Genomic DNA, 16,777 nt, shown 5'->3' with positions numbered 1-16,777 from the left:
CGCGCGTCGGTCACTCGCCCGGTTCCGTGATCACCGCGCGGCGCCGCGTGCGCCCCAACCCTCCATAAACGGCGGCCGAGACCACGAGTCCCGCGATGAGGGACAGGTTCGCGCCGCCGAGCAACGACGAGACGGGGCCGGTCCAGAAGCTCGTACTCACGCAGAGGACCCCGGCGAGAGCGCCGGCGAGGAACCCCGCCACGCCCGCCCGGTGCACGCCCGCGTCGTACCAGAACGGGCTGCCGCGCCGCTCGTCGAGGAGTTGGGGGCCGTCGTAGCGGTTGCGGCAGATCCAGATGTCGGCGACGTACACGCCGACGGCCGGTCCCGTGACCACCACGACGAGTTCGAGCATGGTGTTCACGCTGGTCAGGAAGTCGAAGACCAGGAGTGCGTACAGCGTCATGGCCGTGGCCAGGATGCCGATGATCAGGACAGCCCAGATCCGGCCGAGCCGCACGCCGATGGACTGGAAGGTGAGACCCGCGCTGTACGCGGTGAGGCCGTTGTTGGCGACAGTGTTGAGGACGACGGCGATGACGAACACCGGGATGAACCAGCCCGGGAGGATCCCCTCGAGCGCCGCCTCCGGGTCGCTCATGTCGAGTGTGGTGGCGGCCAGGGCGCCGACGCCGGTGAAGAGCACGCTCGGCAGGAAGGCCCCGAGCGCGGTCCACCCGGCCACCGCCATCGGCTTGCTGTCGCGCGGCAGGTATCGCGCCAGGTCGGGGCTGTTGCTGTACGAGAGCGGGGTGGACGCCATGATCGCGAAGCCGCCGGCCAGCGTCACCCAGAGCTGGGCGCCGTGCAGTGACTCGGCGGGCCGGTAGGACCAGTCGGTGTGCGCCAGCGCGTAGCCGCTCACCACGACGAACACGACGGTGAGGGCGACGCTCAGCACGGAGTACAGCCGCACGATCGTGGCGTGGCCGTACACGCTGACCACGAGGGTGACCGCGGCGATCCCGCAGATGATGACGGCGTCGAGCACGGGGCTGTCGGGTGCGCCGAGCCGTCGGGCGAGCCCGAACGCGGCGACCGAGGCGGCGGACCAGTTCAGCGCCAGATAGGCCGCGGAGATCAGCCAGCCGGTGAGCGCGATGACGGCCTTGTTCCCGAGGATTCCGTACATGGCACGGGAGATGACCGAGCCCGTGGTGCCCGCGGCCGGTCCGCTGACGGCCAGGACTCCGGTGAGCGCCCACAGCAGGTTGCCGGCGACGATCACCGCAAGCGCCTGCCCGAGGGTGAGGCCCATCAGGACCAGCGCCGCACCCACGACGAGGCTCAGGTAGCTCACATTGGGCGCCGCCCACACCGCGAACAGTTCCCGCGGCCGGCCGTGCCGCTCCTCTTCGGGGATGTGGTCGATCCCGTGCGCTTCCAGCTGTCCGGCCTGTTCCACGGCCTTGGCCGTGTCACTGCCGACGGTGGCTGTCAGGTCTCTGGTCGCCATCGCGTCCTCCCATGAAGCGTCACGGCATGACCGATCGACCCTATTGGCCGCATGCCCAATAGTGGAGATCTAATAGCGGTGGGTCGCGCGACGTCAAGGGTTCACCGGAAATACGTTCGCGATACAACGGAAGCCGCACCGTCGATACGCCATGCCCAGGAGACAGCCGGACCCCGACGGGCGATCGGCCCTGACGCCCGCCAGGACAACGGTCAACTCACGGACCGCGACGGCGGAGGCGCGCGCGATCTGTCAGACCTGCTCGATCTGCCCGACCTGCCCGAGCGGCTAGAGCGGCTAGAGCCGCCAGGGCCGCCAGGGCCGCCAGGGCCGCCAGGCGGGGAACGAGCCGACGTCCGCCCTCGGCATGTGACGGCTCGTCCCCGACCTGGCGGCCCTGTGCGTGGCGTGCGGTTACGCGGCGGGCTTGCCCGGCTGGTCGTGGGTCGAGCAGTGGATTCCGCCGCCGCCACCCGCGATGGTGTCGATCTTCACGGGCACGATGTCACGCGTCGGGAAGTGGTCCTGGAGGATCCCCTTCGCGCGGTCGTCTGCCCGGGTGTCGCCGAAGCGCGGCATGAACACGGCGCCGTTGGCGACGTAGAAGTTCGCATACGTCGATACGAAGTCGTCGCCGCGGCCGGTGATCTTGTCGAGGTCCGGCTGAGGCAGGTCGACGACTTCCAGGCGCTTGCCTCGGGCGTCCGTGGCTTCCTCGAGGACCGACCTGGCCTGGTCCGCCGAGCGCGACCACACGTCCGGCGGGCTGCCGGGGTACGCCTGGTCCACGAGGACGACGCCCGGCGCGGTGAACCTGACGAGGCTGTCGACGTGGGCGTCCGTGATGTCCTGGCCCCGCACTCCGGCCAGCCAGAGCACCTTTTCGACGCCCAGGGTGCTCTTGAGTTCGGCCTCGATCTGTTCGCGGCTCTTACCGGGGTTGCGGTTCTTGTTGACCACCGAACTCTCGGTCAGCAGGAGCGTGCCCTCGCCGTCGGTCTCGAAGGAGCCGCCCTCGGCGACGAGCGGGGCCTTCGAGCGGGCGATGTCGTACTTGGCCAGCAGGAGTCGGCCGACCTGGGCGTCGTTGCGGTGCTCCTGCTTGTTGCCCCAGCCGTTGAAGTTGAAATCGACGCCCAGCAGGCGGCCGTCCGACTCCTCCACGAACACGGGGACGATGTCGCGCGCCCACAGGTCGTCCACTTCGAGAGGGATGACCTCGACCTGGGAGCCGCAGGCCCGCTGGGCGGCGTCGACCTGTTCCGGCCGCGCCATCAGCACCACCGCCTCGTACTCCGCCACGGCCCGCGCCACGCGAGCGATGTCGTCGCGCACGGCGGGCAGATCCTCGAACCACACCGATTCCAGCGCGGGCCAGGACATGAACGTACGAGTGTGGCTGTCCCACTCCGCTCCGAACCTGCGGCCCGACGCCTTCACCCCGCTCGCGGAGGACGAGGACGCGGAGGAGGTCAGTTCGTCACCGGGGCCGCAGGCCGCGGCTCCGAGGGCGAGCGCGCCGACGCCGGCGAAGGAACGCAGCGCACTGCGACGGGACATGGGGGGATGGGGCACTGAGAACTCCGGAATTCAGCTGACGGGCTACTTTCAGGATTCCTGGATCCTGAATCGTGGAGCCCTGGGGACAGAAATATCCGACGGCTGTCGCCTTTTCGGTTATCGAGGCGCGTTTTTCAGGTAGCTGGATGCGTTTTCGGATATCTACGTGCGTATGGGGGTGTACGGCAGCGTGTGGGGATCTACGGCACGGGTTCGTGCATGGTGGAGCAGTGAATGCCGCCGCCTCCGCCCATGAGGCGGTCGACATCGAGCTGGATCACCTCGCGTCCGGGGAACGCGTCGGAGAGCGCCTGGCGGGCGGCGTGGTCCTTCGTCCGGTCCCCGAACTGTGCCGTGATGACGGCGCCGTTGACGACATGGAAATTGAGGTACGAGTCGACGAACTGCGAGCTGCGTGAGCGGACGGTATCGGGGCCGTCGACCTGGATGACCTGGAGTCTCCTCCCCCTGGCGTCGGTCTCGCCGGACAGGATCGCGAACTGCTCACGCGCGTCGCGGGCCCAGACGTCCCCCCTGTCGCCGGGCGGCATCTGCACCATGACCACGCCGGGGCGGATGAAGCGGGACGTGACGTCGATGTGGTTGTCGGTGATGTCCCGGCCGCGGACGCCTGGAACCCAGATCATCTTTTCGGCGCCGTATGCGTGCAGTACGGCCTCCTCGATCTCCGTCCGGCTCATTCCGCGGTTGCGGTTCTTGTTGACGAGGCTGCTCTCGGTGGCCATCACCGTCCCGTCACCGTCGGTCTCGATCGAGCCGCCTTCTCCGACGAAGTCCGCCCGTTCGAATTCGAGTTCATTGAATTCGGCGACCCACTCGGCCACGGCGGCGTCGTCTCGGTGCGTCTGCTTGTGGCCCCATCCGTTGAAGTTGAGGCCTACGGCGTCACGGTTTCCCCGGCCGTCGCGCCGGAAGACGGCGCACGTGTCACGCATCCAGAGGTCGTCCGTGGGGATCGACGTGATGACGGTGACGTCCCGGCCGCAGGCAGCCCTGGCGTCCTCGGCGGTGTCCTCGTCCGGGGCACACATGATGACGGCCTCGTAGGCGGAGACCGTGCGGGCGATGAGGGCGATGTCCTGCTGGACTCCGGACAGCCGGCGGCCCCAGATGGATCTGCTCGCCGGCCAGGACATCCATGTCCGCACGTGCGGGACATCGTCCGCCGGTACGTGCCATCCGTCATCGGCTGTGCTGTCGTAGCCGGGCTGACGCGAGGGGCTCGCCCCGAAAAGCGCGTCGAGCAGACGCCTGCCCAGCGGAGGTTCGTTCATGGGAGGGCTCCACATCAAGTGCTGTGTATTGAGCGGCTGTTGAGGCCACCGAATCGCCAGGGAGCGGTCATCGGCGACAGGGACCTTGCCGAGCCTCGCGTGGGACGGGCCGGAAGCCTCTACGGCCGCCACCGTTCGCCCACGCCGTGACGGGAGCCGTCAGCCTGCGGCGCCTGGGCGGCTGCCGCACTCACCCGTATCCCCTGGGCCGCAGGGCGCGACCCGGGCAGGGAGCGAGCCGGGCGGCTCGGTGTCACCACGCCCCCATTGTGACACTGACTGGATTTTCAGTCAAAGAGCCGCGCAGGGCCCCGGGCGTCCGGCGAGCCTCTGGGGCTCGGCCCACCCAGCCCATGAGCCCTACAGCTCAGCTCCGCAGATCAGCCCTGCGGATCGGGAAGAAGCTCGCGCTCCAGAGCGGCGGCCACATGAGCCCGGGCCTCGGCGGTGGTGAGCAGGCCGGCGAGCCAGCGCCCGCTCAGCCCTTCCACCAGCGAAGTCAGCCGGACCGCGGCGGCGCGCGAGTCCACCGACGCCGGGATGTCCCCGTCGTCCTGACCGTCCTCGATCACCTCGGCCAGCTCGACGAGCCAGCGTTCGGTCAGTGTCGCCAGGACCGGCCGCAGCCCTTCGTCGAAGGTGGCCGCGGCTCGCACCTCGCCCCACACCGCGGAGTTCTCGCGCACGGACCGGTCGTCCTGGAACTCTCCGACCAGCAGCCGGAGCAGCAGCTCACGAACGGGGGCGTCCTCGTCGTCGGAGACGCCCGCATACCCTTCGGCACGGTCGTTGACGTACTCCAGCGCGCTCGTGACCAGGCCCGACCGGTCGCGGAAGTGGTAGTAGATCAGGGTCTTGGACACACCCGCCTCGGCGGCGACCTCCTCGACCCGCAGTCCTCTCACTCCCCGCAGGGCGATCACTCGGCAGGTGGCTTCCAGCAGTTTGGCGCGTCGAGTACTCACGTCCGTACTGTAACCAGCAGGTCAGGGCGCCGGAGCGACGCACACCGCCGGGGCGGGCAGCACCTACCTGCGCTCCAGCCGCCCCAGTTCGGCGTCGATGGCGTCCAGCATCAGCTCGCGGGCGTGCTCCAGCGGGAGGATGCCGCTGAGCCAGCGCATGCTGATGCCCTCCACCAGAAGCGTCAGCCGCTCGGCGGAGATCGCGAGGGCGGTGACGGTGGCCATCGGCCGTACCTGGCCGAGCAGTTCGGAGATTTCCTGCACCCAGATCAGCGTCGCCCTTGCCAGGTCTTCCCGCAGATCGGGGTCGAAGATGGCACTGGCGCGCAGCTCGCCCCACGCGGTGCTGTTCTCGCGGACGACCGGCTCGTCCTGGAGCTCCAGGAGAAGGGTGCGCTCCAGCTCCTGACGTGGGGTCAGGGGCTCGGCGTCGGCGTCGTGCTCCGTGGTGTAGCGCTCGGCGCGGTCGTTGATGAACTCCAGGGTCCGGCGCAGGATCCCCGCGCGGTCCTTGAAGTGGTAGTAGATGAGCGCGGTGGACACCCCGGCCTCGGCGGCCAGCTCCTCCACCCGCAGCCCGCGCACTCCGCGGCGGGCGATGACCCGCGCGGCTGCCTCCATGATCCCTGTTCTACGGTCGCCCACGATTCCTACCCTAACCGCTCTCACCGGCCGAACCTCACCTCTTATTGACTGAAACTTCAGTCACGGGCACGATGCAGTCCAATCCTCTCCCCTGTCCCGCGCGTGCCACACGCGGCCCCCTTGTCCGTCACACCCTGAGAGAGCCACCGCATGACCTCCGACCGGCGCGGAGCGCCACCCTCCTTCGAGGCCCTGTCCGCGGACGATCCGCACGAGATCGGCGGCTACCGGCTGTGCGCCCGGCTCGGTTCGGGCGGCATGGGCCATGTCTATCTGGCCTTCACACCCGGGGGCCGGCCGGTCGCCCTGAAGACGGTGCGACCGGAACTCGCCGGGGACACCGCTTTCCGCCACCGGTTCGCCCAGGAGGTGACGAACACCCAGCGCGTCCACGGCCTGTACACGGCCCCGGTCATCGACTCCGGCACGGACGCCGCGACACCGTGGTTGGCCACCGCCTATGTGCCGGGGCCCTCGCTGCACGAGGTGGTCCACCGGCACGGCCCGCTGCCCGTTCCGACGGTGCTGCTGCTCATGGCCGGCATCGCCGAAGCGCTCCAGGCGATCCATGCCGCCGGTGTGGTTCATCGCGACCTCAAGCCGGCCAACGTACTGCTGGCCTCCGACGGCCCGCGGGTGATCGACTTCGGTATCGCCCGGGCCGCCGACGCCGTCGCGCTCACCAGCGCGGGCCTGCAGATCGGCACACCCGCCTTCATGGCCCCCGAGCAGGCCCTGGGCAGACCCGCCACGGACGCCACGGACGTCTTCGCGCTCGGAGCCCTCGCGGTGTACGCGGTCTGCGGCGCGCCGCCCTTCGGCAGCGGCCCCGAGTCGGCCCTGTACCGGGTCGTGCACGAACAGCCCGACCTCACGCACGTACCGCCCGAGCTGCAGAACCTGCTGTGGCAGTGCCTCGCGAAGAACCCCGGGGACCGGCCCACCACCGGCGCCGTGATCGAGGCCGTGCGCCACCATCCGGCCGCGGGGGCCCGGCTGCGGTTCACCGACGGCTGGCTGCCGCACTCGATCCGTGCCGACATAGCCCGCCGCAGCGATCTGCCCGAACCCCTCCAACCGCCGCACGCCCAGCCCACTTTTCCGGACTAAGGAAACGATCAAGGTGGAGGCTCCTTCGCCAAGAGAGCGGCTCCGTCGGTGACGGGGCCGCTCGTTGTGGTGTTGACGTTGAAGTCGCTTGTTGGTCTGGACGGGGCGGACCTCATTCGGTAGCTCTTCTGTCTGTCACCCATGCCGGAAACCTAGGATTCGCAGGGACGACCACCGTCGGCAGGGGAAGCCCTTTCGACGTACGAGCGAGGGGATCCGTGTCTGACGACCATGAGGCATTTCTGAAGCCGCTGGAGCCGGACGATCCGCGGGAAGTTTCCGGCTACCGGCTCACCGCGAGGATCGGTGAGGGCGGCATGGGCGCGGTGTACTTCACGCACACACGAGGCGGGCAGCCGGCAGCGCTCAAGCTGATCCGGCGGGAGTTCGCGAGGAATCCTGATTTCCGGGCGCGGTTCAAGGCGGAGGCGCTGGCGGCGCGGCGGGTGTCGGGCTATCACATCGTGCCGGTCGTGGACCACAACGTGGACTCCGAGGAGCCCTGGATCGCAAGCGCGTACGTGCCCGGAGTGCCGCTGGGGGAGGCGCTGACGGCGTACGGGCCGCTGCCGCTGCCCGCCGTCTTTGAGTTGGTCGGCTGTGTGGCGCAGGCGCTGGGTAATGTGCATGCGGCGTCGGTAATCCACCGCGACTTGAAGCCGGGCAACATCCTGCTGGGATCGCAGGGGCCGTGGGTCATCGACTTCGGCATCGCGCGGGCGGCGGACACCACGCAGCTCACACGTACCGGCGGGGTGATCGGCACGCCGCAATTCATGTCGCCCGAGCAAGCGTTGGGGCAGAAGGTCACTCCGGCCACCGACGTCTTCGCGCTCGGTCTGATCGGGGCCGTGGCGGCCACCGGGCGTCACCCCTACGGTGAGGTCCGGGGCGTCTCCATTGCAGCGAGCATTGCCAACACCGAGTTGAGGCCCCCGGATCTGAGCGGCTACCCAGCCCCGTTGAGGCCGTTGCTGGATGCCTGTCTGTTGGTGGATCCGGGACAGCGTCCGACGCCCGCCGCGCTCGCCGAGCGGTGCGCGGAGGCCGCGGAGCGGCAACTGCGCGACTTCGACGGCTGGCTGCCTGCGCCGCTCGCCAAGGAGATAGGCCGCCGCGAAGTGGCCGTCCAAGATCTGTGCCCGGCTGAACCAGGGCCGCCCGGTCTGCCTACGATTCCTGAAACGCATGCCTTGCCGCAGGCCCATCCCGCCACAACTCCTCAGTCTCCTTTCCGATGTACGGCCTGCGGAGCGGGTCTACCGAAATGGACGGGGCGCTGTCCCGAGTGCAAAGGGTGGGGCACGATCGAAAAGGTCCCCGCGCGATCGACGGCGGCAGGGAACGCGCATGCTTTCCGATGTACGGCCTGTGGAGCGGGTCTACCGAAATGGAGGGGGCGCTGTCCCGAGTGCAAGGGGTGGGGCACGATCGAGGAGGTCCTCTCGTGAGGCTGCTCCCATAGGTAGGTAGCCCCCAGGGTGAGGCAGCGATCATGAAGACTCCTGGTCATCGAGCGGCTCTGAGCCTTGGCGTGGAAGGTCCGTGAAGAGCGGCATGCCGAGATCGACGAGCTGAGGGCGACCGTCGACGGGGGTTCGTTTGAGGCTGTGCAGCTTGGCGGTGGCGGCGTCGAGGCTGACCTGGAGTCCTTCGACTTCACCGAGCCAGCCGTTGGCGCGGGCCTCACGGACCCGCTCGCGGAGGTTCTGGATGATCTCGATGAGCCGGGACCGCTGTTGTGGGTCGATCTGGAGGACGGGGCAGCGGATGCAGGCGTGTTCGTGTTTGCAGGGGGTCCCATAGGGACGTCCGCAGGTGCCCAGGGAGACCTTGCGGAGCTCGAAGTGCTGCTGGAAGTCGCGCCACTCCTGCTCGGTGGGCTCCCGGTACTCCTCGACGGGCCGTTCGGCCCGCCGGCGGTCGAGGAAGCCGCGGTAGGTGCGGATCAGGTCGTCCTGGAAGACTGCAAGGTAAGCCTGAGTGGTCGTCAGGGTCTTGTGTCCGAGGATGCGTGCGGCGATGTGGACGGGCAGTCCGCCGGTGACGGCCTCGGTCGCGAACATCCTGCGGAAGTCGTGGGGCGTGTAGCGCATCGGGGTGCCGGCCTGGTCGAGTAGCCCCATCCGGGCCAGGGTCTTACGGAGCAGCCGGGAGACCGTGTTCTGCCCCATGACCTGCGGCTGCCAGTAATGGCGTCGCTGGAAGAGGTGCGGCAGCACCGGCCTAGTGACGCGTTCGTGGTCGTCGTAGCGGGCAACGAGCGGGATCTTGCCGCCGTTGGCGTCGCGGAGGCGCTTGATGATCGTGGCCAGGACGCTGGCCAGTTCCGGGCTGACCAGCAGGAGCCGTTCCTCGTTGCTCTTGGACGGCACGATCTGCAACAGCGGGACGATCTCGCCGGTGTCCGGAAGCTTGTAGGAGACCAGCGCGAGGTGCGTGATCTCGGTGAGTTCCTCGACGCGTACTCCGGTGTGTCGCAGGGTCTCGATCACGGCCCAGAACGCTTCGTCCTCGGCCATGCTCTGATTGATCCGCTTCGTGCTGCCCTCGGCCTGGACGTAGACGTGCGGGGTGACGTGGTCGGGGCGACTGGTGACCTTGTGGGCAGCAGGCATGACCCGCAGGTAACGAGTGCCCTCGTGGTCGAAGTACTCGTCGAACGCGGTGGCCTTCGCGGCCGCCAGCAGCGCGGCCGTCTCATCCCGCTCACGCTCGGCGGCTTCGACTAGGCGCCCGAGGTGGGGGAGCCGCTCGCGGACCCGCTGGTGCATCCGGGCCTGGGTCTGGGCCACGGCCTTGAGGTTGCCCGCGCCGTCGCCGCGGCGGATCGGGCTGGGGCAGGCCCACTGGGCCCAGAACGGGTCCTCGTGCGCCCACTCCTGGATGTCGAGGTAGAAGCCGCGGATGCGCATCATGACGTCGTAACGGGAGCGGCGCTCAACCACCTCGCCGCTCTTGTTGACGTAGGTGAGCAGCCGCTGCTTCCAGCCGTCGACCACGTCCTCGGACAGGCGGAGAGTGTCGATGCCGGGGTGGTGGGCCTCGATGTCGGCCCAGAACACCCCGGCCAGTTCGCGGACCAGGCCGAGGAAGGTGCCGTAGTCGACGCCGGGCCGGCGCTCTTCGAGGTAGCGGACCAGCAGGTTGCGGACGGCCGTGCTCTGGAGGTTGTAGAAGTCGACCAGTTCGGCGGTGGGCCGCTGGCCGTGCCGCAGCGCGTCCTTGAGGGTGTCCTTGGAGTGGATCACCTCGGCGCCCCGCAGCAGATCCCAGGCGCTGTGGGTGCCATCGTAGGAGTAGCCGATGGCTCGCCGTCCCCAGGCCCGTGCCTCGAAGACGTCCTCGGCAGTGAGTTGATCGAGGCCGCGGCCGGTGTGCAGGATCATCTTGGAGATCACGCGCAGGCCCTCGTCGACGTGTCGGCCCGTCATGCCCAGCTCATGGCCGTGGCGGCGCATCTGCTCCAGCTGCTCGGGCGGGAACATGCGCTGGATGTCCTTGAACAGGGCCATGGCCTTGTAGCCGCGCAGGAACTCGTAGTCGGGCAGCACGATGCGGCTGATGAACATGCTGTTCAGGCCGCTCAGCAGCGTTGCGCGGCGTCCCTGGTAGCTGTGGCCGTTGTCGGTCTGGGCGAGCACCTGCTCGATCCAGTCCTTGCCGCGGTCGGCGCCGGCTGCGCGCCAACGGGCCTGCCACCCGTCGCCGGGGTGAGTCGAGAGCCAGTCGAGGACCTGACCGGCCCCGATCAGGCGGGACCGTCCCAGAACCCTGCCGTTGATGTAGTCCTGCGCCGGCCAGACCGGGGAGAGAGGCAGCAGGGCCAGGACGTCCTCGCGGCCCAGGTGCTCGTGGGGGCCGGTGCGCTTCTCGTCTGCCTTCACGCCGTGGGCGACAAACAGTCGGCGCTCGGGAGTAGGGCCGGAGCCAGCGAGCATCACGCGGTTGGCGCGGCGGCTCATGACTGACCACCTCCGAACAGCACATCCAGGTCGCTGGTCTCATAGCCCGTCGCCACCGCCGGTGGCGGAAGTTTCGCCCGGTCCCTCACCTCGGCCAGATGTTCCTGGACGCGGCGGATGACCTGGGCTTCCTCCTCCACCAGGTAGATGTCCGCTGTGGTGGACAGGTGGGCGTGACCGAGGATGGTCTGCACGTCCCGCAGTGACAGGCTCTCGTCGCGCGCCATGCGCAGGGCGGCGGTGTGCCGCAGGTCGTGCATCGACCAGTTCGTGCCCAACAGCGCGTTGACCCGGCGGAACACCGCCCGCAGAGCCTCGTAGTTCATGGCCTGGTAGGCCAGCCCGTCGCCGTGGTCACGGCGACGCAGGGTCCACCACAGCGGGGCCTGCGGATCGATCGGTGGTCCTTCGGCGAGGTAGAGGCGAATCCAGATGAATGCCTCCGGGCTGGACGGCAGCCACTGCTCGGCGAGCGTGCCCTTGCGCACGACACGCACGAGCTGGTCGCCCCAGTCGAGATCGACCCCGCGCACGCCCAAGAGCTCCGAGGCGCGGGCGCCGTTGCTCACGGCCAGGGCCAGGACCGCCCGGTCCCGGTTCGAGCGCAGGGCCGCGAACAGTTCGTTCCACCGCTCGTCGGGCATCTGCCGCGGGCGGCGCTTGGGGATCTTCGGGTTGTAGCGCAGCCGTCCTTCGCCCCGGTAGGGCTCCAGCGGGTTGTGGTGGGCGTGCGGCCGGCGCCGGTCGGAACGCGCCAGCGGCACCGGATTGACCAGCGGGCCGCCGCCCGTCTCGATCCAGAAGTCGTAGAAGCTGCGCAGCACCGCGTTGCTGTGCCGGATCGTCCGCGGCTTGTAGCGGTCGTCCAGGTACGTCTTCTTTGTGACCGGATTCGTGGTGCCCGCGGTCGACGCGGAATGTGTACGCGCCGACCTGCGCGGCTTCGACGCGGCCCGGAGCCACAGCACGAAGTCCCGTACCTCCACCGAGGTCGCGCGGTTCCACTCGACATCGACGACCCGCAGCCACCGCCACCAACGCAGCAGGTCGTAGGCATAACTGCGCACGCTGCCAGTCCGGTTGTCCCGGGCGATGAAGTCGATCAGGAACCTGCGGACCGGCAGCACGACCTTCCCGTCCTCATCGAAGACCAGCCAGGGCACGACACCTGAGTTCGTAGCCACCCGCCCCCATTGCGGTAGCTGGATGGCGCTGACATCACGGGATTGCTCGTTCAACTCCGTTGCGCTCCTTCGTCATCGGATGCGCAACGTCTACCGACTAGACCAAGCGGGGGATGCGCTCCCGCCCGGCGTGTCCTTCCGTAGTCCGGTCAACGGCTCGATGACGGCCACCCCGACAGCCCCGGCCCGCACGGCACCCGCCGTCAGCGCATCACCCGCACCACCACCCCCGCCACGGGGACGCAAGAGGCGGCGGCGCTGGATCGTGCCGACGGCGACAGTGGCCGTCCTGATCGCCGGAGCGACGGCCTACAGCCTCAGCGACTCCACCGGGGACCCGTCGAATGCGGACGCCCCCAGCGGGCGCGACCGGAGCTCGGCCCCACCGTCGCGGCCGCACTCTTCGCCGCCCTCGAAGTCGACCGCGTCGCCAGGTGCCGGATACCAGCAGGTGTACGCCGACACCGAGCTGACCTCCCCCGACCCGAGCTACGAGTTCGACCTGCGCAGCGGCACGGTCGCCCCCGAGTCCACCGCCGCCTGGTATCTGGCACGTACCGCCGACGATTTCGGCTTCCCCGACGACAGCGACGCCTACATCGCATACGACGACACGTTGTCCCCCGGTGGCTGCGAGGAAGGGATCGACGGCGAGCCGGTGACCACGCTGGACTTCGATGACCTGGAGGAATGGCGTCCGTTCTGCATCCGCAGCGCGAACGGCAAGGACATCGCGATCGTGCGTCTCATCGACGCCCCCACGGCAAGCGAGTCCGTAACGGTCTCCGTCCGTTACTACCGCAAGACCACCTGACGGACGGCCGCCAGATCTCCTGGCGAGCCCCGCCCGGCGGATGCCCGGAGAAGTCCCGTCGCACACCTTGACTGAATTTTCAGTCAGTGACATCTTCAGGTCAGCGCCAGATGAACCGCCACAGAGAGCGACTCACCACCATGCACCTCGACGCCGCCACCACCCACGAGCCCGTCCGCGGCAGATTCGCGGAGCCGCCGGTATGCGGCTGACCCCGACGGAGCGCGACCGGCTGCTGCTGTTCGGGGCCGCCGAGCTGGCCCGCGCCCGACGCGCCCGCGGTCTCCGCCTCAACGTGCCCGAGGCGACCGCGCTCATCGCCGACACCGTGTGCGAGGCCGCCCGTGACGGCGCCCGCCTCGCGGAGGCCGTCACCGCCGCACGCAAGGCCCTCGGGCCCGATGACGTCCTGCCCGGCGTGCCCGATGTGGTCACCGAGATCCACGTCGAGGCGGTCTTCGACGACGGAACCCGGCTGGCCGTGATCAGCCATCCGTTCGGGGGCGGCGGCCTCGGGGCGCAGGCGCCGGGCGCGGTCCTGCCCGCGGCGGAGGATCCGGCCGGGCAGCCCGCTCCGGTCCGGACGGTCACCGTCCGCAACACCGCCTCCATACCGATCAGCGTCACCTCGCACTTCCACTTCTTCGAAGCCAACCCCCGCCTGGACTTCGACCGGGCCGCCGCCTTCGGCATGCGTCTGGCCATGCCGGCCGGTGCGTCCACCCGGTTCGCGCCGGGCACGGAGAGCGAGGTCGGGCTTCTCCCCGTCGGCGGCGACCGCGTCGTGATCGGGTTCGCCGGCCTGGTCGACGGTCCGCTGGACGCGCCGGGCGCCCGCCGGGACGCGCTGCGCCGCGCGGCCGCCTGCGGCTATCTCGGCGCCGGGCCGGACGACGACCAGGAGGCTTCGCTGTGAGCACCACCATCGATCCGCAGGAGTACGCCGCCGTGCACGGCCCGCGCGTCGGCGACCGGGTCCGCCTCGGCGACACGGGACTCGTCGTACGGGTCGAGGCAGACTCCCAGGCCCCGGGGGACGAGTTCCTGGCCGGCTTCGGCAAGACCGCCCGCGACGGACTGCACCTGAAGGCCGCCGCCGTCCGTGAGACCTGCGACGTCGTCATCAGCAACGTGCTGGTGATCGACGCGGCGCAGGGCATCCGCAAGACGTCGATCGGCATACGGGAGGGGCGCATCGCCTCCGTCGGCCGCGCGGGCAACCCGAACACCCTGGCCGACGTGGACGTCGTGGTCGGCACCGGGACGACGATCGTCTCCGGAGAGGGCATGATCGCCACGGCGGGTGCCGTCGACACGCACGTACATCTGCTGTCGCCGCGCATCATGGAGGCGTCGCTCGCCTCCGGCGTGACCACGATCATCGGGCAGGAGATCGGGCCCAGTTGGGGTGTCGGGGTCAACTCGCCCTGGGCGCTGCGGCACGCGTTCAACGCCTTCGACGCCTGGCCGGTCAACATCGGCTTCCTGGGCCGGGGTTCGTCCTCCGACCCGGCGCCCTTGGTGGAGGCTCTTGCCGAGGGCGGCGCGTCCGGTTTCAAGGTGCACGAGGACCTCGGCGCGCACACCAGGGCGCTCGACACCGCGCTGCGGGTCGCCGAGGAACACGACGTGCAGGTCGCCCTGCACACCGACGGTCTGAACGAGTGCCTCTCTGTCGAGGACACCCTCGCCGTCCTCGGAGGGCGCACCATTCACGCCTTCCACATCGAGGGGTGCGGCGGCGGGCACGTGCCCAACGTGCTGAAGATGGCGGGCGTACGCAATGTCATCGGCTCCTCGACCAATCCGACCCTCCCCTTCGGCAGGGACGCGGTCGCCGAGCACTACGGGATGATCTTCAGCGCGCACGCCCTGCAGCCGGACCTCCCGGGCGACGCGGCCATGGCGCGGGACCGTATCCGGGCGGGAACCATGGGCGCCGAGGACGTGCTGCACGACCTCGGGATCATCGGCATCACCTCGTCCGACGCCCAGGGCATGGGCCGGGCCGGGGAGACCGTGCGCCGCACCTTCGCCGTGGCCGGGAAGATGAAGGCCGAGCTCGGCCCGATGGAGGGCGACGGGCTCGACGACGACAACGCGCGCGTGTTGCGCTACATCGCCAAGCTGACCATCAATCCGGCGATCGCCCATGGTCTGTCCCACGAGGTCGGCTCGATCGAGAGCGGGAAGCTGGCGGACATCGTGCTGTGGTGGCCCGACTCGTTCGGCGCCAAGCCGCAGATGGTCCTCAAGGCAGGCTTCCCCGCCTACGGCGTGACCGGCGATCCCAATGCCGCCGACGACCGCTGCGAACCGCTCGTACTCGGCCCGCTGTTCGGCGCGCACGGGGCGACCGCGGCGGATCTGTCGGTGGCGTTCGTCAGCCGGGCAGCGGCCGAGTCCGGCTCCTTCGGCCGGCCGTACGACGCGCTGGCGACCCGGCGCCGGCGAGTGGCTGTGCACGGCACCCGCGGGATCGGCCCGGCCGACATGGTGAACAACGCCCGCCTGGGCGAGGTCCGGGTCGAGGCCGACAGCGGGCTCGTCACGCTGGACGGATCGCCGGTCCGCTCGGAGCCGGCGTCCGAAGTGCCCCTCAACCGCCTGTACTTCCTGTAAAGCACCGAGACTCCACGAGTGCCGAAACCGCCGAGATTTCTTCGGTTCAATCAGACTGACTGAATTTTCAGTCACCGCCTGCCCCATAGACCGACCCCGGATGAATCCGGAGAGGGAGAACCCCGATGACCTTCCGCATGCCCGCCGAGTGGACCGAGCACGAGCGCTGCCTGATGGCCTGGCCGACCCGTCCCGACCTGTGGGGCGACGTCCTGGAGACCGTCAAGGGTGAGTACGCCGAAGTGGCCCGCGCCATCGCCGAGTTCGAGCCCGTGACCATGGTCGCGCCGCCCGGCCACGCAGCCGAGGCCCGTGACCTGTGCGGCGAAGACGTCGAGGTGATCGAACTGCCCACGGACGACTCGTGGTTCCGCGACTCCGCGCCGCTGTTCGTGCTCGGCCCCGACGGCCGCCGGGCCGGCGTGGACTTCCGCTTCAACGCCTGGGGCGGCAAGCACCACCCGTACGACGCCGACGACCGGATCAGTGCTCTGCTGCTCGAACGGCTGGGTGTCCCGGCCGACCGCTCCGAGATGATCCTGGAGGGCGGGGCGATCACCGTGGACGGTGAGGGCACGCTGATCACCACTGAGCAGTGCCTGCTCCACCCCAACCGCAATCCGGGCCTGACCAGGGCGGAGATCGAGGCGGAGCTGAAGGCCCGGCTCGGTGTCACGAAGGTGATCTGGCTGCCGTACGGCGGGCTTCTGGACACGGAGACGGACGGTCACGTGGACGGCGTCTGCGCGTTCGTCGCCCCCGGGAAGGTCGTCGTACAGCTCCCGGATGATCCCGAGCACCCCGACTACGCGCGGATGCGCGCCAACCGGGCGGTCCTTGAGGCCACGCCCGACGCGACGGGGCGGACGCTGGAGATCGTCGATCTGCCGCAGAGCGCGTTCGTCGAGGTCGAGGGGCAGCCGGTCGAGGTCGGGTACCTCAACTTCTATGTGGCCAACGGCGGCGTGGTCGTACCCGTCGCCGGGCTGCCTCAGGACGCGCAGGCCCTGGAGGTCATCGCGCAGGCCTGTCCCGGGCGCAAGGTCGTCGGCGTGACCGCCCGCGTGATCGCCCACGGTGGCGGCGGTGTCCACTGCATCACCCAGCAGGTCCCCGCCGCGCGTCCGCGCGTCTGAGCAGTTCCTCACCCTCGGCGACGTA

Annotated in this window: 13 protein-coding genes; 6 read left to right on the top strand and 7 right to left on the bottom strand. The window is 69.5% G+C overall.

What is annotated here, in order from left to right:
* Positions 1 to 10: 10 nt before the first annotated feature.
* From OG698_RS43165 to OG698_RS43145, 5 genes are all read right to left on the bottom strand, one after another.
* Positions 11 to 1,456 carry a purine-cytosine permease family protein gene (locus OG698_RS43165; protein ID WP_406109613.1) on the bottom strand — a complete coding sequence of 482 codons (1,446 nt, stop codon included), beginning with the start codon at positions 1,454 to 1,456 and terminating at the stop codon, positions 11 to 13.
* A gap of 414 nt (positions 1,457 to 1,870) precedes the next feature.
* Complete coding sequence (locus OG698_RS43160; protein ID WP_406109612.1) at positions 1,871 to 3,016, bottom strand: agmatine/peptidylarginine deiminase; 1,146 nt, start codon at positions 3,014 to 3,016, stop codon at positions 1,871 to 1,873.
* A 200-nt stretch (positions 3,017 to 3,216) separates the two neighbouring features.
* Positions 3,217 to 4,311: an agmatine/peptidylarginine deiminase gene (locus tag OG698_RS43155; protein ID WP_406109611.1), complete on the bottom strand. Its 1,095-nt coding sequence runs from the start codon at positions 4,309 to 4,311 to the stop codon at positions 3,217 to 3,219.
* A 380-nt stretch (positions 4,312 to 4,691) separates the two neighbouring features.
* Complete coding sequence (locus OG698_RS43150) at positions 4,692 to 5,276, bottom strand: TetR/AcrR family transcriptional regulator (protein WP_406109610.1); 585 nt, start codon at positions 5,274 to 5,276, stop codon at positions 4,692 to 4,694.
* 63 nt (positions 5,277 to 5,339) lie between these two features.
* Positions 5,340 to 5,897 carry a TetR/AcrR family transcriptional regulator gene (locus OG698_RS43145; protein WP_406111605.1) on the bottom strand — a complete coding sequence of 186 codons (558 nt, stop codon included), beginning with the start codon at positions 5,895 to 5,897 and terminating at the stop codon, positions 5,340 to 5,342.
* A 174-nt stretch (positions 5,898 to 6,071) separates the two neighbouring features.
* Here OG698_RS43145 and OG698_RS43140 point away from each other — a divergent pair, with 174 nt between their 5' ends.
* Positions 6,072 to 7,031: a serine/threonine-protein kinase gene (locus tag OG698_RS43140; protein ID WP_406109609.1), complete on the top strand. Its 960-nt coding sequence runs from the start codon at positions 6,072 to 6,074 to the stop codon at positions 7,029 to 7,031.
* A 218-nt stretch (positions 7,032 to 7,249) separates the two neighbouring features.
* On the top strand, positions 7,250 to 8,482 hold the full coding sequence (locus OG698_RS43135; protein ID WP_406109608.1) for a protein kinase domain-containing protein: 1,233 nt from the start codon (positions 7,250 to 7,252) through the stop codon (positions 8,480 to 8,482).
* Between the two features lie 42 nt (positions 8,483 to 8,524).
* Here the strand turns inward: OG698_RS43135 and OG698_RS43130 are convergent, their stop codons facing one another.
* Positions 8,525 to 10,996, bottom strand: a complete 2,472-nt coding sequence (locus tag OG698_RS43130; RefSeq protein ID WP_406109607.1) for a tyrosine-type recombinase/integrase — start codon at positions 10,994 to 10,996, stop codon at positions 8,525 to 8,527.
* The gene (locus OG698_RS43125; protein ID WP_406109606.1) at positions 10,993 to 12,180 is read right to left on the bottom strand and encodes a tyrosine-type recombinase/integrase; all 1,188 of its coding nucleotides are present in this window, start codon (positions 12,178 to 12,180) and stop codon (positions 10,993 to 10,995) included. Before OG698_RS43125 ends, OG698_RS43130 begins: the two co-directional genes overlap by 4 nt.
* A 265-nt stretch (positions 12,181 to 12,445) precedes the next feature.
* On the opposite strand from OG698_RS43125, the gene OG698_RS43120 reads away from it, so the two are divergent.
* The 4 genes from OG698_RS43120 to OG698_RS43105 all read left to right on the top strand — a co-directional run bounded on the left by OG698_RS43120 (position 12,446) and on the right by OG698_RS43105 (position 16,752).
* Positions 12,446 to 12,994, top strand: a complete 549-nt coding sequence (locus OG698_RS43120) for a hypothetical protein (protein ID WP_406109605.1) — start codon at positions 12,446 to 12,448, stop codon at positions 12,992 to 12,994.
* A gap of 202 nt (positions 12,995 to 13,196) precedes the next feature.
* Positions 13,197 to 13,910: an urease subunit gamma gene (ureA, locus tag OG698_RS43115; RefSeq protein ID WP_406109604.1), complete on the top strand. Its 714-nt coding sequence runs from the start codon at positions 13,197 to 13,199 to the stop codon at positions 13,908 to 13,910.
* Positions 13,907 to 15,616 carry an urease subunit alpha gene (locus tag OG698_RS43110; RefSeq protein ID WP_406109603.1) on the top strand — a complete coding sequence of 570 codons (1,710 nt, stop codon included), beginning with the start codon at positions 13,907 to 13,909 and terminating at the stop codon, positions 15,614 to 15,616. Before ureA ends, OG698_RS43110 begins: the two co-directional genes overlap by 4 nt.
* A 125-nt stretch (positions 15,617 to 15,741) precedes the next feature.
* Positions 15,742 to 16,752 (top strand): agmatine/peptidylarginine deiminase, encoded by a 1,011-nt coding sequence (locus OG698_RS43105; protein ID WP_406109602.1) that lies wholly within the window; start codon positions 15,742 to 15,744, stop codon positions 16,750 to 16,752.
* The last annotated feature ends 25 nt before the right edge of the window (positions 16,753 to 16,777 follow it).

It is taken from the genome of Streptomyces sp. NBC_01003 (assembly GCF_045162695.1).
GTDB lineage: Bacteria > Actinomycetota > Actinomycetes > Streptomycetales > Streptomycetaceae > Streptomyces.
Note: the sequence above shows the minus strand (reverse complement) of the source record. Positions and strands in the feature narration are given on the sequence as shown.